Genomic DNA, 22,617 nt, shown 5'->3' with positions numbered 1-22,617 from the left:
CTTGTGAAATTTTATAACTGGAAGCGGAACTACGTTACGCCAATGCAGCGGATGACGACGCTCGTGGTGTCGGTCCTCGCCCTCTCAGCACTTCTCTGTGGAACAGCGATGGCGACCGAGAACCAGCCACCGCTTGCTGACGCCGGACTGGACCAGTCCGTCGAGCGAGGGACGTCGGTCCAGTTGGACGCCAACGGCTCGCGCGACCCCGATGGCACAGTTGAATCATTCGAGTGGACCATCGAAGCGCCGGACGGCACAGCACGCACACCCGACTGCCTGACCTGTGCCAAGACGACGTTCTCACCGGCTGAAACCGGCCAATACAACGTCACTGTCACCGTCACTGATGACGACGGGGCGTCGCGTTCGGACACGCTCCATGTCGACGTGGTGGCCGCCGGCGGGCCGTCAGTCTCGGTTTCGGCCCCATCTGCCGTTCCCGTTGGCCTCCAGCGGAACCTGACTGCCAATGTGACTGCCGGCGACGCTGACCTCCGAACGCTCGCCTGGGTCGTCAACGGCACCGCTCAGAACCAGACGCGACTCGCCGGCGAGAACGGGAGCTCGACCATCACGCATACATTCAACGAATCCGGCTCTGTCTCCGTCCGTGCGGTCGCCTACGATGCTGCCGGAGGGCGTGGCGTCGCTAACCGGTCGATTCAGGTGGCCGGCTCGTCCGGTACCGGTAGCAGCGCTGGTGGCAACAACTGTCCGGGCGGCAGCGGGAACTACTACGTTGACGGCGAAAACATGGGCTGTACGAGTGCCGCCATGACCATCGAGGATACCATTGTCGATACTGACGGCCGGGATGGTCTATGGCTGTACGTGGACAATGAACTCACCAAGATAATCGAGGAAGAGAACATGAACAAGTACTCCGAAGACGGTTACGGAGGGACATTCAGTAAAGAGACTATTGACGAGCAAAAGGAGAAAATAAAAGAAAGGAATGTCGCTGCTGAAGAGCCTGAAAATCCGAATACCGTCGACTCAAGCGACGACACTCACGATGACAGCAGTAGTACCCGTCCAGACTCTAGTGTGCCGAACAATCTAATGAATCCAAATAATGAAGAAGATGATAACGAGAATGGTGGTGGATATGACTGGAGTTACCATGACGGTGGTAGCAGCAGTGATAGTACCGGCAATGGTCAGGACAGCAGTAGTGGTGATGGTGGTAACAATGCCAATGAGGATGATGAAGGGTTCTTTGACGGCCTACTTGGTGGCGAGGATGATGGCAGCAGTAACGATGATGAAGATGGCGAAGGCGGTGGTTGGTTTGGGGGCGGTGGCAACGAAGACAACGACGGCGACAATAACGGAGGGTGGAGTTTTTGGTGACAACTTCTATTCTCTCGCATAAAGGTAGAATTTATAAAGAATAAAAAAGCAATTTTACGACGAGATGGGACAAAAATTGAGAGCTAGATTGAGAGCAGCAAATCGGTTAATGACCGTTCTAGAAAATCTCATATTCTCAGTTATCGCTATGGCTATTATATCGGTGAACAGCCTCAAGTCAATACATGTCTGCTCATGGCTGACTAGCATACATTCTATTGGGAGATTCTGCAGTGGTCTGACCGCGTTCCCCTATATGTGTAGCTTTGCTTCTCCTGTGCGTGAGATTGTATTTTTTATTTCTGGTTATCAGGTCGTATTTAACTCACTTTCAGCGGAGGATGGATCGATAAATAGCAGGACATCAAGAGCAATTTCAAACTCGACTGAAACTCCAATTATTTCGCTAAAGAAGCAAACAGGGAACCCCGGTAACTATACTCAAAAACTATGACTGACATCAAAACTATATTCAGCGGTATTGTGCTCGCTCTCTTGATTATGTCTGCCGGCTGTTCCACATTTGTAGGAGGGAGTGGACCAACTCAGGAGACAGCATCACCGACACAAACACCAGAACGGATAACGAAAACTACCGAGACTACCACGTCCGTGACTACGGAAATCAACAGTACACCCGTGGCTACTGAGAAATCAAAAGTGGAAACTGAATCCCCCAGTAGGGATGAACTCAGTAAGGCAGAGAAGTTTAAGAAATTTGACCAGAATATGCAGCGAATATACCGCGAACTCGACTATAACCGGTCTGCCAAGACAGAAACTTTCCCAGAAAACAATTCATATCATATGACAATTCAAATGAGAGACACAACAAACCGTTCTAAAACAGTAGATGACCGGCTTGACCCACTTTGGAACTACTATGTTATCGTTGAAGACTACAATGACAACGATGATAGCTACTCAGAACGAGACCACACGTATATCCCAGATACGGTCAATGTAACGTTCGTTACGGAAGATGGTGGAGTGTTCGAGACGACGTATATCAAGTACAATTGGGCGTACAAGTACTATACCGATGAATGGTCGATTCGGGTTCTCATGGCAAAGTATGGCTCTACCACCGAAGAGGGACCAGCGTACCACGAGAATGGCAGGTAGCGACACTCTCACATCTGTAGTGTGAGTCACAGAGTGTCTGTCAGTGACGACCGCGCTTCTCAGGGGCCCCGACGGTCGTTCGTCGAAACAACACGAGAGAGTTCAAACGAGTGAGGGGCTTCAATTGTTGACTGATTAACAATGGTGGAGTATGTTTGGTTTTTTGCTCGCATGCCATCGACACCCAGACAGGTAGACAGTTAGCCACACTGTCACCGGTAGAGACGAAAGCGGCGAGCACGGAATTCAGCGCCGAGCACGCGAAGCAGCGAGTCATATCGTCTGTTCTGTTGGTGGATGGTTCACTGCACAGGATAGTATATCACAATTCCGAGGGACAAAGATTAGACCCAGCCGGTTTTAGTAGGGCATATGAGAGCGAAGCCGGAGTATCGCGACCGGGACGACACTGAGGTTGCGGTGCTCGATGCGCTCGCTGACCGCCGCGACGAGGGGATGACTGTCTTCGAGCTTCGGTCGCGGACGGAAGAGAATATCGATCGTATTGAGGACGCGCTCGCCGCTCTCAAGGCGGACGACCTCATCGAGGTCGAGGACAACGGGGAGCGGACTGTCATTCTCCCGGGGGAGGACGTGGTGGGTGAATCGCTGCCGGACGAAGACGAGTCGCTCCTCGACCAGATTCGGAAGCGGCTTCCACTGTAACCGCTGCTGCCACACGGTGAATCACACCGCGTCCAACGGCGCGGCCGCGCAGTTGTTCGGGCCGAGTTCGAGTTCGAACGCCGTGTCGTCGTCGGCCGTCTCCGCTCCGAGATTGATCGCGATAATCCGCTCGAAGTTGGCGGGTCGCGCCGGTATGTCGTCACAGACGTACTCGACGAACGCCTCACGGTCCATCTCGAATCCTGTGAGTCGGCTTCGGAGCGTGCCCAGCGAGGCTGTGAACGTGCCACCGTTAGCCGACATCGTCGACTCGCTGTAGTGGCCTGGGGCGACGAGCGTTTCATCGGGTAGTACCGATAGCCGGTCAGTCAGCGTCCGATGGAGATCGCGGGCGAGGTCACGAGCGCCGTCGGCCCCGGCTTCGAGGTCCGGGCGGGCGACACTGTTGAGGAAGATGCTGTCGCCGGCCAGAAGCACGTCACCGATAGTGAAGCCAGTCATGCCGGTCGTGTGACCGGGCAGGGGACGAGGCTCCAGCGTGGCTGACCCGACCTGAAGCGATTCGTCATCGGCCAGTGCAGTCATGTCGTCGACACCGCGAGCAACCGCCCGTTCGGAAAGCATTGGTTTGGCATCGGTTTCTTCGGCGAGACGCCGGACACCGCTGACGTGGTCAGCGTGGACGTGCGTGTCGATAGCGTGGGTGAGCGAGGCGTCGCGGTCAGTAGCATCGGCGATATACCGGTCGGTGAACGCCCGCAACGGGTCGATGACAGCGGCCGAATCGTCGCTGACGACCATGTAGCCGAGACAGCCCGACGACGGACGACGGTACTGGAGGACGGTTGCGTCGTCGCAGGGGATCTCGCGGGCTTCGTAGAGCCGTGCCCAGCCCTCCATGCCGTCGCTGAGGTTCTGCGCCTCAATGTCGTGTTCAGTGAGCAATCCGGCAACGAAGGCGCTGGCCTCGCCGCGGCCACAGACGACCGTTATCGGGCCGCTGCCGGCTACCTCGTCGACGATATCGTTCACTTCGCCGGTCACCTTCGCTTGGAGGAACTTCGCAAAGGGCAGCTGTGTTGCTGTCACCGTCTCGCCGCGAACCCGCCACTGCTCGTACTCGTCGCGGTCACGAACGTCGAGTAACCGGACTGATTCGCCGGTGTCGAGTTTCGTCTGCAACGCTGTTGCGGATAGTGACGGCGGGTCCGTCGGCGGGTCAGGGTAGTCTTCGGCCATACTGACTGTAGCGCTCCCCCGTGGATAAATCGGGCGGGGATTTCAAGCCCCTGCCGCGCCCAGCGGACGTATGGACGCCGAAGCCACTATCGACGCTGTCCGTGACCAGACCGAGACGGAGCGAGACAGACTGGGCTCGGACAAGGTGCTTATCGCAGCAACAGATGCGACACTGGAGACGGAGGCAGTCCTCACGGTGGCAGCGACCCGTGAATCAGGGAGTGCAGATATCTTCGGCCGGTGGGCAGCCGAGACAGACAGTGACGTGGCGGCGCAGTTCGAGGCAGCTGCCGAGGCCGCGATGGAGCGGGCGAACCGCATCGACGCAGACGCCGGTGACCCGGACGGGTTCGTCGACCATCTGGAAACGGTGAGCGGCACTGCACGGCGCGTTGGGGCCGGCCTCGTCGCCGCGCCGCTGGTCGCCGACCGGTTCTACCTGCAGGTGGTGAGCTTCTTCATCAACGAGGCGGACGAGGGGCGAGCCGATATGTTTCGTGGGATTCGAGACGAGGCGTCAGCACTTGACGACGGGGTGACCGCTCTCGCACACCTCTCGGAAGCCGAACGCGAGACGGCAGCGGCGGCCGCGACGGATGCTATCGGAGCGGCGTACGCCGACTACGCAGAAACGCTGGAGGGGATGGGACTGGACCCGAAGCCGATCTGCTAGTCGAGCCGGTAGGTCGCGACGCGGTTGGCGGCATAGAGGAAGCCGGCGACAGCGCCGGCGACGGCGATTCCGACGCTCGTTATACCGCCTCCGCCGAGGAGCCACATTTTGTCGAACGGGAGTGAGAACAGGTCACGGACGGCGAGCAGGTACGTCACGCTACCCGGCGCAACGGCCACGCCGAGGACGAGGAAGTACAGCCCGAACGCCCAGCCGCTCGGAACCACTACTTCGTGGCCCTGCACAGACGACGACTCGAACTTCGGGAACACGACGCCGGCCCCAACGGCGATAGCCGGTGCGGCCAGGGTTGCGACGAGTGCGACTGTGAGTCCGACGGCGAGCGTGACTGGCGGTGTTCCGGCGGCGACGCCGAGGCCGACAACCAGTAGCGTCGTCACTACGACGCCGGGGAGTGCGCCTGCGAGGACAAGTCCGGTGACGAACGCCCGACCGGAGACGTTGGCGGTCAGTGTTAGCGGCAGGACCCCCTCCTCGCCGCCGAGTGGATTGAGCGAAAACGCGGCCCCGAACGCCGCCGCGCTGGCCAGCCCGGCGCTGAGCGGGAGCGTCGGCGGGACCACTCGCTCCAGAATGACGATCTGGAGGTGATACACCAGGAAGAAAAACGGCATGATCGCGAACTGCACAGTGATGGGCGCTCGCCTGGCACGGAGCCACGATTTTTGGGCGACCACGCGGGTTGCCGTCGAGATCCGTCCTCTCAGCAGTCGGTCAGAGAGTGTTCGCTTGTCGGCGTCGAACTCGTGGTCGGGCTGGACCGGATCGACATACCAGGTCTGCGCAGCTAGCCACAGACACGCAACTGCACCGGCCGGGAGCGCGCTGAGAATCCCTGCCGTGGCGACGGCGGCAGTGACCGGATTCCCGCCGGTCCCCAGCACGAGCAGGATCACGTCGGCGGGCCACGAGAGCGGGGAGTGGGTCGCTAACCGGAGCACGCGGAGCTGTATCGTCGGAACGGCTGTCATCGCGACCCAGCCAAGCGGCAGGATCAGCGAGACGGCGGCTCCGACACTCGCGCGATGACTTGCGATGAAGGCCGAACGGTTCGCGACCAGTTTCGTTACTAGCCCCAGACCGAAGCCGAGGACCGTGCCAAGCAGGGTAACCGCGACCGACCCGACGAGGGCTACGATAGCGACGAGTACACCGCCATCACCGACTACAAGCCCGCCTACCAGCGCCAGAATCGGGATAGTGAGTGCGCCCACTACTCGACTAGCCTCGGCAGCGAGCAGCCCGGCCGCCGCGTCCTCGTAGGGGACTGTCGTCAGCAGACCGTCGGCAGCGTCCGGTTTGCCGGCCGATTTCACCGTATGCTGAAGCGTGAAGAAGCCGACGAGTCCGAGCAGCCCGACGATACCAGCTGTCGTTGCAAGCCTGACCGTCTGGGGGTTGCTGTCGGTGAGAAAACCGCCGAGAAAGAACGCTCCCACGCCGATAACGAGACTGTAGATGATGATACCCACTCCCCCGCCGAGCAGCAAGAGCGTCCCGCGTGTCGTGCCCACGAGCTTGCGCCAGGTACGCCGCAGTTCCGTCCGCGCGACCAGCCGTATCCGCCGCCCGTTCGGGCGTCTCATCGGTCACCCGGGTGCTCGCTGGTCACGTCGAGGAACACGTCTTCGAGCGTGCTTCCGGACGCGACGCTGCCGGTCAGTTCCTCGGGCGACCCCTCTGCGACAAGGTCGCCGTCGTACAGGACGCCAACGGTGTCGGCTAACTCCTCAACGACAGGGAGAATGTGTGTCGAGAGGAACACTGTCGTCTCCGCGGCCGCGACCTCGCCGATGGTATCACGCACTGTCCGGGCCGCCCGCGGGTCCAGTCCCGAAGTGGGTTCGTCGAGAAAGAGCACATCGGGATCGTGCAACAGTGCCTGAATGAGGCCGAGTTTCTGTTTCATCCCCTTCGAGTACGTCTCGACGCGCCGGTCGGCGTCCGCGTCGAGGTCGAACCGGTCGAGCAGTGACTCCACGCGGTCCCAGTCCTCGTGCCCGCGCAAGCCGGCGACGTACTCCAACTGCTCGCGGCCGGTGAGTTCGTCGTACAGCGGCGGCTCTTCGGGGAGGAAGCCGATGTGTTCGACCACCGCGGCGCGGTCGGCGACTGACTCGCCCGCGACTCGGGCAGTGCCGTTTGTCGGGTTCGTCAACGTCGTCAGGATGCGAATCGTCGAGGTCTTGCCCGCGCCGTTGGGGCCGAGAAAGCCGAAGACGCTCCCGCGCGGGACTGTGAGGTCGAGGTCTTCTATCGCCGAGACCCCGCTGTAGCGCTTCGTCAACCCCTCGGTAACGATTGCGGGTGCTGGAGGGCACATACGGGCAGTGCCGCACCGACTGTGAAAAGGTCTTCCTGTTGTCGAGGACGCCCCGCGAGTGTGCCGGCGTTACTCTTCGACCGTTGCGTCGGCGGCATCCGCGTCGGCATCGTCTTCGTCACCCGCGTCGGGATTCTCGACCACTTCGATACCGCGGTTGTTGACAGCAGACGGATCGAGACCGACCTCCTGTAGAAAGTTCTTGTACTCGCGCTCGCACTGTTCGGCGTCCTTCTGGCGGTCGCTGGCGCGGTCACACAGCGCGACGAGGTCCTCGGGCACGTCGTTGGTGTAGACGATCCAGTGGTTGATGAGGTCCGAGAGGCGTCGAATCGGCGAGGTGAAGTGGCCGTAAATCTCGAAGTTCAGGGCGTGGTGGCCGCCGAAGGGGTCGTTCATGTACTTCGCCCGGGGCATCACCTTCATCACGGCCCATTGGATCTTATCGAGCTGGCGACCGGGAGCCTGTTCGAGCGTGGCGTTGACGGCCTTCCGTGGGTCGTCCCAAGCGTCGCCGGGGATGGAGACGCCGTCGAGTTCCTGTATCTCGACCAGTGCCTCGTCCCACTCGTCGGGGCTGGGCTGGGGATGGACCCGATACATCGCCTCGACGCCGCGGTTCCACATCAGTTCGTGGGTGACAGCCTTGTTGGCCTTCAGCATGCACTCCTCGATGATAGTGTGGGCGCGGTCGCGGGCGGGGTTGAGGACAAGCGACCCTTCCTCTTTGCGCTGTTCGTGCATCCGGTCGGCCAGTTCCCAGACGCGCTCGGTTTTCTCCGCGAGGTCGACGCTCTTGTCCTCCAGCACGTCGTCTGCGGTCTCGGGCTCGTCCAGCAGGCGCTCGGCCTCGGTGTAGGTCAGGCGAGCGTCCGAGCGGATGACGGACTTGTAGATGTTTATCTCCTCGTAGCCGAGGTTCTCCTTGTCGAGGTGCATCTCGACGGTGTGAGCCAGGCGGTCCTCGTTGGGGACCAGCGAACAGACGGTCTCGGCGAGGACGGGCGGCAGCATGTGGACGGTATAGGCCGGGAGGTAGACGGTGTTCCCGCGCTCGACGGCCTGCTCCCACATCTTCGTGTCGGGGTTGACGTAGTGAGTCACGTCGGCGATGTGGACCCAGAGGACGATCTCGTCCTCGCGCTCCTCGATGGAGATGGCGTCGTCGAAGTCCTGGGCGTCAATGGGGTCTGTCGTCCAGGTCGTCATCTCTCGGAGGTCCCGGCGCTCGTCGACCTCGTCCTCGATTTCGGCCTGCACGTCCTGCGTTCGCTCTTTGGCCTCCTCAAGTACCTCGGGCGGAAACTCGTCGGGGATGCCGAACTTCTCGAACAGTTCTTCGCGCTTGTTTTCTAAGTGTCGGGCCATCTCCGGGTCGATTTCGACGGGGCCTTGCCCTTCGGCGGTCCCGGCGGCCGCCTGCGCGTCCTCTGTAGTCATGTCACCCGGTACGAACAGGGCGTAGTTAGGGCTGTCGGGGTGGGACTAGACCGCAACTCCCCCGTCTCATTCCCTGCGAGCGTCGCCCTCGGAGAGTTCCCGGAACCGTTTCAGGAACGTCTCTTGATCGGCCTCGCCCGCTCCGGCGGCATCAAGCGTCGTTTCGAGGCCATCCCGTGGTTGCTGGCACAGCTCGGCAAAACAGGCTTTACAGAGGTGTTCGAACGTCTTGTCCCGGCGGTCCCACCGGTCGCCGTGTTTGTCGTACTCGCGGGCCTCGGATCGTAAGATGGACTCCCCACACGCGATGCAGGTGACTGACTCTCCCCGGGAATTCCGGGACCCGAACATACCTACGGGTTTCGGGCGATAGCGTTTAGAGGTTTTCGCACAGGCAACAGTCCCCCGTTTTCGGGCCACACGTTTATTCACCAGCCGCTATTACACAGGGTATCGGCTATTCCGAGCCAGGGACACTGAATGAAGCCACCAGAGACACTCGCTCACTCGACGTTGGACACGCTACCCATCAATATCGCTGTCCTCGACGACGAGGGAACGATCCTGTTCACCAACCGCGCCTGGCGGGAGTTCGCGGGCGACGAGGACGGGGAGATGGAGGGGACGAACTACTTCACGACAACTGATGTCGACGCGGACGAATACGCCGGACAGGCAGTCGGCGGCATCGAATCGGTTATCGACGGTGAGCAGGACCTGTTCACGATGGAGTACCCATGTCATTCTCCGGAAGAGAAACAGTGGTTTCTGATGCGGGTCGCACCGTTACCCGACGACGAAGCCGGGAGCGCCGTCGTCGCACACATCGACATCACCCAGCGGAAGCTCGCCGAACTGGCGGCCGAGCGACGGAGCGAGGAGCTCAAAGCCGAACGACAGAACCTCAAACAGCTCGTCGACCGGGTCGACGGGCTGTTGAAAGCGGTGATGGGCGACGTACTGACCGTTGATTCGCGCGAGGCGATCCAGCAGACCGTCTGTGACCGGCTGGCCGAAGTCGACTCCTACCAGTTCGCCTGGGTGTCCGAACTCGACCTGCGCGATGAGACGCTGTCGTCGACGGCGCTCTCCGCCGACCACCCGACAACGCTGTCCATCCCGCTGGACGCCGACGACCCGGTCGCGGAGGCGGCCCGAACCGAGGAGATGCAGGTGGTGACCGGCGACATCGACGAGCAACACAGCCGGCTCGCCGACTCCGATGTGGCATCGGTCGCGGCAGTCCCGCTCGTCTCCGGCGAGTCGCTGTACGGCGTCCTCACTGTCTACGCCGACAGCGACGACGTGTTCGACCCCCGAGAGCAGGCCGTACTGGGGACCATCGGCCGGGCGACTGCTGCGGCTATCGACGCCCGCGAGACCAGCCGACTGCTGACCGCCGACAACGTTACCGAACTCGAACTGCAGGTCACCGACCCGGACGTCTTCTACATCGACGTGGCGAGCGAACTCGGCTGCTCGATGGAGTACGGCGGGAGCGTTCCCGACGGCGAGGAGACGGTGATGTTCTTCCTCGTCGAGACGGACGACCCCTCAGCGGTCTGCGCCGTCGCCGCTGACCACCCACACGTCTCGGGTGTCTCGCACGTTTCGACGGCCGACTCATCGGCACTGTTCGAGTTCACTGTCTCGGACCCGCCGGTCGTCTCCGTTGTCGCCGACCGCGGGGCCCAGACGGGCGACATCTTGGTCGAACCCGGGCAGGCGACGGTCACTGTCGCGCTTCCGGCATCGATGGAAACTCGGAGCGTGGTCGAGCAGGTCCGCAGCCGGTATCCGGAGACAGAACTACTTTCCGTGCGGGAACGGGACGAACCACCGGTCTCCCGGCAGGCGTTCATCGCAAACGTCGAGGACCGACTGACTAATCGCCAGCTAACGGCGCTCCGGAAGGGGTTCCTGGGCGGCTTCTTCGACTGGCCGCGGGACGTGTCCGGCGAGCAACTGGCCGAGTCGATGGACATCTGCCCATCGACATTTCACCAGCACCTCCGTGCTGGTGAGCGAAAGTTACTGGAAGAAGTGTTCGAAAACTGGTAACCCGTGCTTTTGAACCCCTCTCTCGACAGCGGACTCCTGACGTGGTTCCCGAAGCAGTTTGGTAGTCTACTTATACGGATAACAACCGTATATACATGTAGTGATATCGAACCAGTGTCCTCTCTGTCGTCAGCGAACGGACAGGACACACGACCCAGTGATAGCGGTGCAACCACGGGTCGACCGGACCAGTACGTACAGCCTCCAGACAAGCGCGCGACGAATCGTCCGCCGAATGACTTCCCGATAGCTTTCAATGCACTCCGATAACATTCAAACGAGCAAATCGATACAGCAGGAAACCGGACGGACGTTCCACCTCGCGACGCGTCTGCTTCCGGAACGCATCCGCCACCCGACGTACGTCATGTACGCGTTCTTCCGGGTCGCGGACGAAGTCGTCGACCAGCCGGACGGCCCGCCACCGACCGTCCAGCACGAGCAACTGGAGGTAATTCGCGAGGCCGCGCTCGGGAACATTGACCCGGCTGAAACAGACCACGAGGCGGTCATGGCGGCGTTTCAGGACCTCGCCGAGCGTCACGACATCTCCGAGGAGACGATCAATGTCTTCATTGATGCGATGGAGATGGACATCGCACAGGCCCGCTACGAGACGTTCGAGGATCTTCGCGAGTACATGCGTGGCTCTGCCGTCGCGGTGGGGCACATGATGACGGAGGTGATGGATCCGCCACAGAAGGAAGAGGCGTTGCCCCACGCAACGGCGCTGGCAGAGGCGTTTCAGCTCTCAAACTTCCTGCGGGATGTCCGCGAGGACATCCACGACTACGGGCGTGTGTACCTCCCACAGGAGACGCTTGACCGCCACGGCGTCACCGAAGAGCAACTGGCCGACGCCGAAGTCGACGACGCCTTCCGCGCTGTGATGCAGGAGGAACTGGCCCGGACCGACGAACTGTATCGCGAGGGCGTCGCCGGTATTCGGTACCTGCCGGAAGACTGCCAGTTCGGCGTGTTGCTGGCCGCAGTCCTGTACGCTGACCACCACCGGCTCATTCGCGACCGCGGCTACGACGTGCTGACGGAGACGCCGGATCTCACCCGCCGCCGCCGGCTCTGGCTCCTCGCCCGCACGTGGTGGCACTGGCGGCGCAACGGTGACCCCGAAGCGACGTTTTACACCGTGAGCGCGGTGTCCGAGCGCGGCCCCGGTGAGACGCCGACAGACGCTCACAGCCACGGGCAGCCTACGTGGCGTGGATGACACCCGCGCGTCGGGCGTCGTCGCTGACCCAGTGTCGCACCTGAACTAATGTTGCCCACGCCCACGTATCTCCAGTTCCACGCCCTGTTCGTGGTCCCGGTCGTGGCCGCACTGGTGCTGACGGCCACCTACCGCCTCGGCAGCCGCCGGGACGTACTCACAGCAACGGCTATCCTCACAGGCTTGGCGCTCGTCTACACGACGCCGTGGGACGGCGAGCTCATCCGACGCGGCGTCTGGTGGTACGGCGACGGCGCCGTACTGGTGCGGTTCTGGTCGATTCCCCTCGGCGAGTACCTCTTTTTCGTTCTGCAGACCGCGATGGTGGGGCTGTGGGTAGCCCGGTTTCGGGTGGACACAGCTCGCTCGCTGGCCACGCCGGTACGGACGCGGCTTGTCGGGTTCGCCGCTGCGCTTGTCGTCGTTCTGTCCGGCCTCGCGCTTCTGCGCTCCGACTCGGGGCTGTATCTCGGCTCTCTACTGGTCTGGAGCGGGCCGATTCTCGCCATCCAGTGGTTGTTCGGGTGGCACTTCCTCGCCGGTGAGTGGCGGACGGTGGCCGGTGGGACACTGGTACCGGCAGCCTACCTCTGTGGTATCGACAGCATTGCCATCCGACTCGGGATCTGGACCATCTCGAAACAGTACACAACCGGGTACGCGATTCCCCTGCTTGACCTGCCGATTGAGGAGGCGGTGTTTTTCTTCCTGACGTCGCTGTTCGTCGTGCAAGGGGTCGTGCTCTACGTCTGGCTCATCGACAGATGGAAGTGACCTACCGCAACGCCGTCGAGCCGTCTGTTCGCTACCGGATCGCCCTGATTCCCGGCTGGGTTGCCAGCCTTGCCGTCGTCGCGCCGTTCCTCGCCGGAGTCTCGATACCGCCCGCGCTCCAGTATGTTCCGCTGGTCGTCAGTGCCGTCCTGCTCGGCCTTCCCCACGGCGCGGTCGACCACCTCGCGGTCGCACGCACCCGCGGCGAGCGCCCGGACTGGCGGGCTATCGCCCGCGTGTTCGCGCTCTACGGCGTCGTCGGCGGTGCCTACGCCCTCGTCTGGTTCCTCGCACCCGCCGCGGCCTTTGTCCTGTTCATCGCGGTGACGTGGTTTCACTGGGGCCAGGGCGACCTGTACGCGCTGGTCGCGCTGGCCGACGCCGACCACCTCCGGTCGCTCCCCCAGCGAGTCGGGGCCGTCCTCGTCCGGGGCGGCCTGCCGATGCTGGTCCCGCTGCTCGCGTTCCCCGAGTGGTATCGCCGCGTCGCCACGGACCTGGTGTCGCTGTTCGCGCCCGACGCCGCGGCCGCCATCGCTTGGGCGTTCCGGACCGACGTGCGGACCGCGCTCGCCCTCGCCTACGGCGCGCTCGTCGTGGCGACGCTGGCCGTCGGGTTCGCTCGCGCCGACGCCCGCCAGCCGTGGCTGCTTGACGCCGGTGAGACGCTGGGCCTGCTCGCGTACTTCGCCCTCGTTCCGCCGGTGCTCGCCATCGGCGTGTACTTCTGTCTGTGGCACTCGCTGCGCCACGTCGCCCGCCTGCTGCTGGTCGACGACGACGCCACTGCCGCGCTCGAAAACCGCGACCCGACAGCCGCGCTGGCGCGGTTCGCCCGCGACGCCGCACCCCTGACCGTCGCCTCGCTCGCCCTGCTCGGCGGGCTGTACTTCCTGGTCCCGAACCCGCCGGGGTCCGTCCCGGAGTGGGTCGCGCTGTATCTGGTGTTCATCGCGGTCGTCACGTTGCCCCACGTCGTCGTTGTCAGTATCATGGACCGCGAACAGGGCGTCTGGGTGTAGTCGGCTACCTCTATAGATGGCGCTAGGGCCGGATGTCTGGAAGAATTGAACTCGAAAATCACGGAGGGGCATCCGCGCGAGCGAAGCAAGCGCGGTTCACCGAACGCGAGTGGAGCGAGCGTTCGGCCTTTTTCGCCCACGGTTTTGCGCCGAGTGGTGCGCTTCGCGCACCCGATGCGGAAAAAGGTGGGTTACTTGCCCTTGCCGCGGTTGCTGCGCAGCGACGGGCGGGTCTTCTCGCTCCCTTTGCCCTTACCACTGAGACCGCGGTTGCGGCGGCCGGCACCGGTCAGACCGCGGAAGACGCGGTCGGCCTGGTCGTCGGCACAGATCCACGACAGGTCGTCGTCGTTCTGGATGGCCGGGTGGTTCGGGTCGATGAGGATGACTTCGTGCCACTTCTGGCGGCCGTCCTGGCCGACGGAGTAGCTGTTGAGCACGCGCAGGTTCGGGAAGGTGCGGGAGGCGCGTTCCTCGGCGACGCGCTGGATGTCCTTCCGGCGGGTGATGCGCGTGACACCCTGGCGCTTGGAGCGACGGCCGGCCTTGTGTCGCTGTTTGCGTGCACTACCCTTCCGGACGGAGACGCGAGCGACGATAACGCCCTGTTTCGCCTTGTAGCCCTGCGAGCGAGCCTTGTCGAGGCGGGTCGGGCGCTCGATGCGTTCGACGGCCCCTTGATCGCGCCACTCCTGCTGGCGCTGCCACTGTAGTTCCGCGAGCTGTCCGTCACCTGGGTTCTTCCAGGCGTCTCGAATGTACGAATATGCGCTTCGTGCCATGTGTATTCACCACGGGCGTTGCGTGGTTCAAGTCGCGTTTCGCGACTCACATCCCGACCTGCACACGCAGGTGCCCGCTGGTGCCCGTCGTCCAGCGAGTTACTCCGGAGTTTGCCGTTCGGACTCTTAAACGGTTCGGACCTGACCAACGGATGTGAGCTGGTCACGCAGGGACGCGATCGCTGAAAGCGTCGGATATCTGTGAGTTAGCAACACAAATCGTTAAGTTGTTCCCAGCCAGAGAGTCATGTATTACCATGACAGACCTTGGTGGCTTTCAGGACCACGTGGCGCGAATCGACCTTGGGGACGGGGACGTAGCCTACGAAGGTATTGACGAGGAAGACGCGAAAAAGTATATCGGTGCGCGAGGGCTCGGCGTGAAATACGTCTTCGACCAGGGGCCAGATGTGGACCCGCTGGGGCCGGACAACCTGCTGGCGTTCATGAACGGGCCGCTGACGGGGACACAGGTGACGATGAGCGGTCGGATCGCCATCTGTACGAAGTCGCCGCTGACGGGGACCGTCACTGATTCCCACCACGGCGGCTGGTCAGGCGCGCGGCTGAAGTGGTCGGGATTCGACGGACTGCTGTTCGAAGGGCAGGCCGACGAACCGGTGTACGCGCTCGTCGAAGACGGCGAGGTGGAACTGCGCGACGCCTCACACCTCTGGGGCCAAGGCATCCACGATACTATCGACGACCTCGAAGGCGAAATCGAGGGCGGCTCGCTGGGCAAGAACCTCTCTGTGATGGCAATCGGTCAAGGCGGTGAGAATGAAGTCAAATACGCCTGCATCGTCAACGAGGACGACCGCGCGTCGGGCCGCGGTGGCACCGGCTGTGTGATGGGCAACAAGAAGCTCAAAGCCGTCGTCGTCAAGTCCAGCACCCGGATGCCCAAGCCGAAAGATCAGGAGACGTTCCAGGAGGGCCACAAGCAGGCGATGCAGGTCATTCAGGAATCCGACGTGACCGCGCCCAACGAGGGCGGCCTGTCGATGTACGGAACGAACGTCCTGATGAATCTCACCGAGGAGATGGACGGCCTCCCGACGAAAAACGCGAAATACTCATCGACGCGGTCGTACTCGGACGCCGAGGGCGACGGCGAGCGCATCATCGACTCGGAGAACGTCTCTGGCGAGAACGTCCGGGAGAACATCCTTGTCGACGAGCCGACCTGTCACTCCTGTCCCGTCGCCTGCAAGAAGGAAGTCGAGGTGCAGGCGATGCACAAGGGCGAGGAGATGAACGTCCGCACCGAATCCTACGAGTACGAGTCCGCGTGGGCGCTCGGACCCAACTCCGGCCACGTCGAGCGCGACAAGATTGCGGTGATGCTCGAACGGTGTAACGACGTGGGAGTCGACACCATCGACGTGGGCAACACCATGGCGATGGCGATGGAGATGACCGAGGAAGGCAAGTTCGACGACCTCGGCGACGGGATTGATTGGGGCGACGCTGACACGATGATCGACATGATTGACATGATCGCCCACCGCGAGACGGAACTCGCGGACCACCTCGCCGAGGGGCCGGACCACCTCGCCGAGGAGTTCGACGCCCACACCAACTCCCTCGCGGTCAAGGGCCAGACGATGGCCGCCTACGACCCGCGCTGTATGAAGGGAATGGCAATCGGGTACGCGACCTCGAACCGTGGCGCGTGTCACCTGCGCGGGTACACGCCGGCGGCGGAGATTCTGGGCATCCCGGAGAAGGTCGACCCGCGAGAGTGGGAGGGCAAGGGCGAGCTGTGTGCCACCTTCCAGGACCTCCACGCCATCAGCGACTCCTTCGACATCTGCAAGTTCAACGCCTTCGCGGAGGGCATCGAGGAGTACGTTCTGCAGTACAACGGCATGACCGGACTGGACGTGAGCGAGGAGGAACTGATGGAGGCCGGAGAGCGCATCTACAACCTCGAACGGTACTACAACAACCTCGCGGGCTTCGACGGCTCCGACGACGACCTGCCAAACCGGTTTGTCGAAGGCGACGAGCACGCGATGCCGGCACAGGGCGGTTCCGAAGGCGAGCTCGCGGAGCTCTCGAAGATGAAAGACGAGTACTACGAGGTGCGTGACTGGGAGAACGGTGTCGTTCCCGACGAGAAACTCGACGAACTGGGAATCGACATCGGTCCCGGAACCGGCGTCAGTTCCGGCGGCGCAGCGGCACCGAGCGACGACTGAGGCGGTACCGGCTCCCGAACACATTTCAGTCCCCGAATGCGCAAGGAAGATATCGACGACTTCGAATTCCAGGTAGAGTCTCGACTGACCAGCCACGGCGTTTACGTCACCGAGTTCGCCGACGAGGGCGACACGTATCGGCTCACCTACGAGTCGATTTCGGCCGACGAGGCGGCCGTCATTCCACATCGGGAGATTGGCCGGGTCATCAACGTCTTCCGGGACCTCCACGCTGACGACTGGTCCGGGGTCGACATCGAGGCGACCGTGACAGACCTCGACGACACCGAACTCGGCGAGTGGGCGGTCGACAGCGAGTGGATCGACGACCTCGAAAACGGCGACCTCTCGGAGACGGATTTCTCCCAGCGGGTCTTGGAGACGATTACGGTTCGGCAGTAACTGCCAGCACGTCCCTGATTTCAAGTGTCGTCTCGAACTCCTCGCTTCTGTCCAGTCGCCGGCCGTCGCGCTCGAACTGGGCGGTGTGGGCCCGCCGAACCGCGTCCTGTTCGCGGTCGCCCAGTCCGAGCTCTGTGCCGATACTGTCCCAGTGGCCCGACTCGGCGCAGACGTAATCGGCTTCTCTGGGGCCGCTGATGCGTTCGTACTCCCTGTCATAGGTCGCGCGGTGCTCCCGGAGATACGTCTGGACCCGTTCCAATAGGTCGGGGAGCTGGTCGAGTGGAATGCTCGCACGCGTGCCAGCCAGCAGGACGATCTGCCCCTCGATTGGGTACGACGAGTCAGCCATCGCTGCCCGGTCAGCCGCCCGCTCGCATCGCTTTCTGTGCGAACTTCTCGATGAGCGGCTCCAGTGTCTCCGGCTCGCCATCGAACTCGATCGTCACCTCGTTGAGCTGCAGGCTCGGGCCGATAGCGACTTTCTCCTCCGAGAGTGTCGCCGCCCAGCCGTCGCCTTCGACGGTCGCTTCACCGCGTTGCTCGCCGCCGAGGTTCTCCAGATACCCGATAGCGGCTCGAACCGAGATGCCGCGAAAACTCCGTTCACGCTCCATCGTGTGGTCGTTACGGGTGCGGTCGTCTAAACCTATCGGCGTCCCTGTGCTGTTGTAACACACCCGCGCTATCTCGGCTGGGGGCCACCGCTCTCGGGTGGATACGGCCTACCCCGGACGGATACCGTCGTCGACGATGCGGGCGTTGCGCTCGCGGTTGATGCGTTCGTCTAAGTTCTCGTGGTCGTAGATCTGGGCGATGACGGCGGCGTGGAGGTCGCGCCAGGCCATCGCGTAGATAGGCGACTGGCCCCAGGCCCGGAGTTCGACGACGTACTCGTCGTAGGCCTCCCACCGACTCTCGAACTGTTCGATGTGGTCGACGACGGCACTAGCCGGCTCTTCGGAGTTGAGCGCGGCGTTGAGTTCCCGCTCCCAGCCACCGACAGCCTGTTCCATATCGCGTTTCGTGTCCTCGCTGTCCGGCGGCAGCGACTCAACAATCCCGGACGGAATCCCCAGTTCGATATCGTCCATATCGCCACACAGAGTTCGCCGCAAATAAACCCCATCGATGGGCGAACATGTTCGACTTCACTGATTTGTAGGAGCGGGGTGTAGCGCACGTATGAGCAGTGAGACACTGGAACGGGAGATGTCGGACCCGGATCTGACCACCGTTGAGGTCAGGTGTACCGGCCACGTTCGTCGGGTCGTCGGTGAACCGTCGCTATCATACACATTCGAAGGGAACACGCTACGTGACTTCCTTGACGCGTTCTTCCGGGAGTACGACGTGAGCGAGATGCTCATTGCGGAAACCGAAGCCGACGCCACCACCGAGGGCTGGGCCCCGGAGATGGCGGACCTGCCGGGCGACTGGGCGAAAAACCCCGAAGGCGAGCAGACCAGATGCTACGCGCGAGTGGCGGTCAACGGTGAGTTCAACGAACATCTCGACGGACTGGACACAGAATTAGAAGCCGGCGACCGCGTCGGATTGATGTTCCCGTTCATCTTCTGTTGTTGATTCGGGACCCGACTGCAGCAGGACCTAGCCCCCGGCGACTGGCGGAAACACACTGAGTTCGTCCCCGTCTTCCAGTGCGGTCTCTAGTCCGTCGAGATGCGTGATGTCCGTTCCGTTCAGGAGGATTGTCAGGTACTCCCGGAGTTCGCCGTCCTCGAACAGGTCCATCTCTGTGAACTCCTCGGAGAGCTGCCGGAGCACGTCGCCGGCCTGCAGGTCGCTTTCGTACTCGCGGTGAACCGTTTTCTGTCCGACGGCTTCCCGGAAGTTGGCGAAAAACCGCAGCTCGATTTGCATACCGCTGGGTTGGCGGTCGAGTGGCTTAAATCACAGCGCTCGGACCGCGTGCTTCGAACGAGCAACGGATTTACTCGTTGTATTCAATCGATCATGGACCTCGAATTCCTATTCGATGGGAACGACTTCGACCCGTTTTAGCGTCCCAGTCCATGACTCCGCATATGGAACGTGTGGTCGCAAGCGATGACCCGATGATAGATGTCGACCGACTGCGGGCGGACCTCGACGCCGACGTCGTCGCGGCGGAGACCGGCGACGAGGACTCGCTCCGGGACGCCGCCGCCGGGGCGGCGGCGCTGGTCGTCGACGTGAACACGCCGGTCACCGCCGCGGTGCTCGACGCACTGGACGAGCTACAGGTCGTAGCGAGGGCGGGCGTCGGTATCGACAACATCGACGTGTCCGCGGCGGCAGACAACGGCGTGACCGTCACGAACGTCCCCGAGTACTGTACCGATGAGGTCGCCACCCACACGGTGACGCTGCTGCTGGATTGCGTTCGAACGCTCACGGCGTACGACCGCGACGTTCGCGACGGCGGGTGGGGCTGGGAGCGAACCCGGCCGGTACATCGTGTCCGGGGCCAGACGTTGGGTCTCGTCTCCTTCGGTCCCATCGCACGGCGGGTGCGCGACCAACTGCGGGGCTTCGACCTCGACGTCGTTGCGTACGACCCGTACGTCGACGCCGAGGAGATGGCCGAAGCCGATGTCGAGAAAGTCACGCTTGAGACGCTGTACGACCGGGCTGACTACGTCTCTCTCCACGCGCCGCTGACCGATGAGACGGAAGCGATGATAGACGCCGACGCTCTCGCGGCGATGCGTGACCAGGCAATCCTCGTCAACACCGGTCGCGGCGGCCTCGTCGACGAAGCGGCGCTCCGGACGGCGCTTGAGGACGGCGAAATCGCGGCCGCCGGCCTCGACGTGCTGGCCGAGGAACCGCCGGCGGCGGACCACCCGCTTGTCGGCCTGGACAACTGCATCGTCACGCCCCACGCGGCGTGGTACTCCGAGGAGGCCCGCGACGACCTGAACGACGCCGTCGCCGCGAACGTCGGGGCCGCGCTGGCCGGCGAGACGCCGCCGGACCGCATCGACCCGGAGACCGACTGGCTGTAGCGGCGGCCGCCAGTCCCCGCGTCGTAGCAACCGTACTAGCTTATCTCCTGTGACAGCCTTCCACCAGACATGACAACAAGACTACTTACTGTGCTGGTGGTGTCGCTAATCGTCCTTGCCGGCTGTCTCGGCGGCGGTCCGGCGGCGGGCGACGGGACCGACGCAGACGACGGTGGGGCCGCACCGGCAGACCGGGACGACCTCTCGGTCGAAGCGACGGACCGCCTCCTCCGAGACGCGGGCAGTTTCACCGCGACGTGGTCGTACTCGACGACCGAGGGCGGCGAGACGGCCACGATGACGAACGACTACCGGGTGGACCTGCGGGCGAACCGCTCGCTGGAGACATTCACGATGTCCGGGCCGGACGCCAGAACCGATTTCGAGACCTTCGTCGCCGACGGCTCGGCATACACCCGGTACGAGACCGACGGCGAGGCGTTCTATCAGGTCAGGCCCCAAGACGACACGGCGTTCCAGTCCGCCATCGACCGCGGGAGGCTCAGCTCCGAGTCAGTCGACGACGCCCGGCTGGTTGGGACGGAAACGTTCGATGGCGTCACGGTGGACCGCTACGAGTACTCTGACCTCTCGACCTGGCGACAGATCGGTGCCGGCGCGTTCGGGTCCGGTGGGAACGTGACTGTGACCGACTTCACCGTCGTGATACTGGTCGACGGAGACGGGCTGGCGCGCCAGACAGCGTGGACGCTGACCGGCGAAACTGACGACGGCGAAACGGTCGCCGTTGAGTGGCGCTACGAGGTCACCGGCGTCGGGTCGACTGACGTTCCGGACCCGGACTGGCTTGTTGACGCGCGGGCCCAGCAGTCGAACGCGAGCACGTGAGCGGCGCGACAGGCCTCAGCAGCTGAGGAATTCCCGACGCTCGTCCCCGAGAGCGCTCTGACCGGTCCCTGCCGTTTTGATATCCCGAGCGAGATTCGAGAGATACGCGCGAAGCCCGGGCTCACAGGTCCCGAATTCCCGGGCCTGACGGTAATCACACAAGAGCGCGACCGGTAACAGCGGGGCCGCAAACAGTCCGGAAAGTGTGACGCCCAACTGGAACGGGTGACCAGTCGGGACAGCGAGCCACGCAGCGGCCACGACCGCCCAGAACACTACCCCGTAGATGAGGGTGTGCCGCCAGTTGTGCGTCGGCAGCTCATATCCACGAACACGCGACGAAGAGTCGCCCGACGTGTTGCCGGGAACTGGCCCACCGGGCGACTCGCCAGTAGACGGAGAGAGAGGACACGACATACTCTGTGCAAAGCCTGCTTCGATAATGACGGCTGGTTTGGCATACGCCGAACGAGACAGTGCGTATAAACGGCTCGGCACGCAACGGGAGGTATATGCGAGAGTTCATTTTCACTATCGACTACGAGCGGAACGTCGACCCTGTGATGGACGTGTTCATCGACCATCCGGAGATGCACTCCCGGACGATCGCGTGCAACGTCACGCGGGACGGGATGTGGCGGCTCGAACGCGTTGCCGGTCCGGAGACTGCGCTCGAACAACTGGACGACGTGTACGACGACCCCGTCCAGTGTACCGAATGCATCGGAACCCGCAACTGCGAGACCGACTGGACGTACGAGGTCATCGGCTCGGACCCCGGCGTCCGGACGGTGTACAGCTACCGGTCAGAAGCCGGTGACTGTCACTCGATTCCGCGGCTGGCTATCGACCACGTCGGTCGTGGCGTTCTCGTCGAGACTGAACGCCGCGGGAGTCGGTGTGAGTGGCGGCTGCTCCTGTGTAGCGACGCCGGTGTCGACGGCCTGTTTGAGGAGATGAAAGCCGAACTCCGGGAGGGACTGACCGTCGAGTTCCGCCAGCTCAGTTCGCCCTCGTACTGGGTTGATGAGGCCGTGACGCTGGCGGAGCTGCCGCCTGAGCAACAGGCCGCCGTCGAGGCCGCTGTCGAACACGGCTACTACCGGACACCCCGAGACACGTCGCTTACCGACCTCGCCGAGACGCTCGACGTGTCGCGGTCGACGCTCCAGTACCGCCTCCAGCGGGCCGAGGCGTGGATCGTCCGGTCGTTCGTCACGCGGTCGATGGGGCCGGTTCAGGCCGACGAAGATGTCGCCGAGGGTGGACGCCTTCGTATCGGCCGCTCGGGTGTCTAAACGGCGATATCGCATCTGGAATCGGGACGAACTGCACTACCTGAGACCTGCCGTGTCGCAGGTCAGCACGGGATGACAGCGGATGGGGTGTCGTGCGCTGTGGCACGCGACCGTCACAGCTAGCTATCACTTCTCCTGAGTTCGGCATATGCCAAGCGAGTCGTCATGGGGGATGCACCCCT

25 protein-coding genes are annotated in these 22,617 nt (G+C 62.7%); 14 read left to right on the top strand and 11 right to left on the bottom strand.

The genetic code is table 11. The features are described 5' to 3' along the window. Positions 1 to 42 precede the first annotated feature (42 nt). The 3 genes from BVU17_12445 (at position 43) to BVU17_12435 (ending at position 3,147) form a co-directional block, all read left to right on the top strand. Positions 43 to 1,356 (top strand): hypothetical protein, encoded by a 1,314-nt coding sequence (locus BVU17_12445; GenBank protein AUG48292.1) that lies wholly within the window; start codon positions 43 to 45, stop codon positions 1,354 to 1,356. A 450-nt stretch (positions 1,357 to 1,806) separates the two neighbouring features. Then, the gene (locus BVU17_12440) at positions 1,807 to 2,481 is read left to right on the top strand and encodes a hypothetical protein (protein ID AUG48291.1); all 675 of its coding nucleotides are present in this window, start codon (positions 1,807 to 1,809) and stop codon (positions 2,479 to 2,481) included. A gap of 372 nt (positions 2,482 to 2,853) precedes the next feature. Then, entirely contained in the window at positions 2,854 to 3,147 is a 294-nt protein-coding gene (locus tag BVU17_12435) for a MarR family transcriptional regulator (protein ID AUG48290.1), read from the top strand. 21 nt (positions 3,148 to 3,168) lie between these two features. Here the strand turns inward: BVU17_12435 and BVU17_12430 are convergent, their stop codons facing one another. After that, complete coding sequence (locus BVU17_12430; protein ID AUG48289.1) at positions 3,169 to 4,347, bottom strand: MBL fold metallo-hydrolase; 1,179 nt, start codon at positions 4,345 to 4,347, stop codon at positions 3,169 to 3,171. A 70-nt stretch (positions 4,348 to 4,417) separates the two neighbouring features. Between BVU17_12430 and BVU17_12425 the strand changes: the two genes are divergently transcribed. Continuing rightward, positions 4,418 to 5,020 (top strand): transcription antitermination protein, encoded by a 603-nt coding sequence (locus BVU17_12425; protein AUG48288.1) that lies wholly within the window; start codon positions 4,418 to 4,420, stop codon positions 5,018 to 5,020. Here BVU17_12425 and BVU17_12420 read toward each other — a convergent pair. From BVU17_12420 to BVU17_12405, 4 genes are all read right to left on the bottom strand, one after another. Then, the gene (locus BVU17_12420; GenBank protein AUG48910.1) at positions 5,017 to 6,555 is read right to left on the bottom strand and encodes a hypothetical protein; all 1,539 of its coding nucleotides are present in this window, start codon (positions 6,553 to 6,555) and stop codon (positions 5,017 to 5,019) included. The genes BVU17_12425 and BVU17_12420 overlap by 4 nt on opposite strands. A 68-nt stretch (positions 6,556 to 6,623) precedes the next feature. Then, a complete protein-coding gene (locus BVU17_12415; protein AUG48287.1) occupies positions 6,624 to 7,364 on the bottom strand; it encodes a multidrug ABC transporter ATP-binding protein in 741 nt (246 codons plus the stop codon). A 69-nt stretch (positions 7,365 to 7,433) separates the two neighbouring features. Next, positions 7,434 to 8,804, bottom strand: coding sequence for a ribonuclease R (locus BVU17_12410; protein AUG48286.1), 1,371 nt, complete (start codon positions 8,802 to 8,804; stop codon positions 7,434 to 7,436). A 66-nt stretch (positions 8,805 to 8,870) separates the two neighbouring features. Next, a complete protein-coding gene (locus tag BVU17_12405) occupies positions 8,871 to 9,155 on the bottom strand; it encodes a hypothetical protein (GenBank protein ID AUG48285.1) in 285 nt (94 codons plus the stop codon). Positions 9,156 to 9,284: 129 nt separating this feature from the next. On the opposite strand from BVU17_12405, the gene BVU17_12400 reads away from it, so the two are divergent. The 4 genes from BVU17_12400 (at position 9,285) to BVU17_12385 (ending at position 13,889) form a co-directional block, all read left to right on the top strand. Next, complete coding sequence (locus BVU17_12400; protein ID AUG48284.1) at positions 9,285 to 10,865, top strand: transcriptional regulator; 1,581 nt, start codon at positions 9,285 to 9,287, stop codon at positions 10,863 to 10,865. A 256-nt stretch (positions 10,866 to 11,121) separates the two neighbouring features. Then, a complete protein-coding gene (locus BVU17_12395) occupies positions 11,122 to 12,093 on the top strand; it encodes a geranylgeranyl-diphosphate geranylgeranyltransferase (GenBank protein ID AUG48283.1) in 972 nt (323 codons plus the stop codon). Between the two features lie 48 nt (positions 12,094 to 12,141). After that, on the top strand, positions 12,142 to 12,867 hold the full coding sequence (locus BVU17_12390) for a lycopene cyclase (protein AUG48282.1): 726 nt from the start codon (positions 12,142 to 12,144) through the stop codon (positions 12,865 to 12,867). Beyond that, positions 12,858 to 13,889 carry a beta-carotene 15,15'-monooxygenase gene (locus BVU17_12385; protein AUG48281.1) on the top strand — a complete coding sequence of 344 codons (1,032 nt, stop codon included), beginning with the start codon at positions 12,858 to 12,860 and terminating at the stop codon, positions 13,887 to 13,889. The genes BVU17_12390 and BVU17_12385 overlap by 10 nt, the downstream gene beginning before the upstream one ends. Before the next feature lie 191 nt (positions 13,890 to 14,080). Here BVU17_12385 and BVU17_12380 read toward each other — a convergent pair whose 3' ends face one another. Then, positions 14,081 to 14,671 carry a 50S ribosomal protein L15e gene (locus tag BVU17_12380; protein AUG48280.1) on the bottom strand — a complete coding sequence of 197 codons (591 nt, stop codon included), beginning with the start codon at positions 14,669 to 14,671 and terminating at the stop codon, positions 14,081 to 14,083. Between the two features lie 257 nt (positions 14,672 to 14,928). Between BVU17_12380 and BVU17_12375 the strand changes: the two genes are divergently transcribed. Continuing rightward, positions 14,929 to 16,875 (top strand): aldehyde ferredoxin oxidoreductase, encoded by a 1,947-nt coding sequence (locus tag BVU17_12375; protein ID AUG48279.1) that lies wholly within the window; start codon positions 14,929 to 14,931, stop codon positions 16,873 to 16,875. 36 nt (positions 16,876 to 16,911) lie between these two features. Further along, positions 16,912 to 17,277, top strand: a complete 366-nt coding sequence (locus BVU17_12370; protein ID AUG48278.1) for a hypothetical protein — start codon at positions 16,912 to 16,914, stop codon at positions 17,275 to 17,277. Here the strand turns inward: BVU17_12370 and BVU17_12365 are convergent. From BVU17_12365 to BVU17_12355, 3 genes are all read right to left on the bottom strand, one after another. Then, positions 17,261 to 17,629 carry a hypothetical protein gene (locus BVU17_12365; GenBank protein ID AUG48277.1) on the bottom strand — a complete coding sequence of 123 codons (369 nt, stop codon included), beginning with the start codon at positions 17,627 to 17,629 and terminating at the stop codon, positions 17,261 to 17,263. The two genes, BVU17_12370 and BVU17_12365, sit on opposite strands and share 17 nt — an antisense overlap. Before the next feature lie 10 nt (positions 17,630 to 17,639). Next, entirely contained in the window at positions 17,640 to 17,894 is a 255-nt protein-coding gene (locus BVU17_12360; GenBank protein AUG48276.1) for a hypothetical protein, read from the bottom strand. Between the two features lie 108 nt (positions 17,895 to 18,002). Beyond that, the gene (locus BVU17_12355; GenBank protein AUG48275.1) at positions 18,003 to 18,371 is read right to left on the bottom strand and encodes a hypothetical protein; all 369 of its coding nucleotides are present in this window, start codon (positions 18,369 to 18,371) and stop codon (positions 18,003 to 18,005) included. A 91-nt stretch (positions 18,372 to 18,462) separates the two neighbouring features. Here BVU17_12355 and BVU17_12350 point away from each other — a divergent pair, with 91 nt between their 5' ends. Further along, positions 18,463 to 18,864 (top strand): pterin cluster protein, encoded by a 402-nt coding sequence (locus BVU17_12350; GenBank protein AUG48274.1) that lies wholly within the window; start codon positions 18,463 to 18,465, stop codon positions 18,862 to 18,864. 24 nt (positions 18,865 to 18,888) lie between these two features. Here the strand turns inward: BVU17_12350 and BVU17_12345 are convergent, their stop codons facing one another. After that, positions 18,889 to 19,161, bottom strand: coding sequence for a molybdopterin synthase sulfur carrier subunit (locus tag BVU17_12345; protein ID AUG48273.1), 273 nt, complete (start codon positions 19,159 to 19,161; stop codon positions 18,889 to 18,891). 164 nt (positions 19,162 to 19,325) lie between these two features. Here BVU17_12345 and BVU17_12340 point away from each other — a divergent pair, with 164 nt between their 5' ends. Next, on the top strand, positions 19,326 to 20,288 hold the full coding sequence (locus BVU17_12340) for a 3-phosphoglycerate dehydrogenase (GenBank protein AUG48272.1): 963 nt from the start codon (positions 19,326 to 19,328) through the stop codon (positions 20,286 to 20,288). 69 nt (positions 20,289 to 20,357) lie between these two features. Continuing rightward, on the top strand, positions 20,358 to 21,137 hold the full coding sequence (locus BVU17_12335) for a hypothetical protein (protein AUG48271.1): 780 nt from the start codon (positions 20,358 to 20,360) through the stop codon (positions 21,135 to 21,137). A 15-nt stretch (positions 21,138 to 21,152) separates the two neighbouring features. Here the strand turns inward: BVU17_12335 and BVU17_12330 are convergent, their stop codons facing one another. After that, positions 21,153 to 21,554, bottom strand: a complete 402-nt coding sequence (locus BVU17_12330) for a hypothetical protein (protein AUG48270.1) — start codon at positions 21,552 to 21,554, stop codon at positions 21,153 to 21,155. A gap of 95 nt (positions 21,555 to 21,649) precedes the next feature. Between BVU17_12330 and BVU17_12325 the strand changes: the two genes are divergently transcribed. Next, positions 21,650 to 22,435 (top strand): transcriptional regulator, encoded by a 786-nt coding sequence (locus BVU17_12325; GenBank protein AUG48269.1) that lies wholly within the window; start codon positions 21,650 to 21,652, stop codon positions 22,433 to 22,435. Positions 22,436 to 22,617 lie beyond the last annotated feature (182 nt).

Source organism: Haloarcula taiwanensis (genome assembly GCA_002844335.1).
Taxonomy (GTDB): domain Archaea; phylum Halobacteriota; class Halobacteria; order Halobacteriales; family Haloarculaceae; genus Haloarcula; species Haloarcula taiwanensis.
This window is presented reverse-complemented; position numbering and strand designations above follow the sequence as displayed.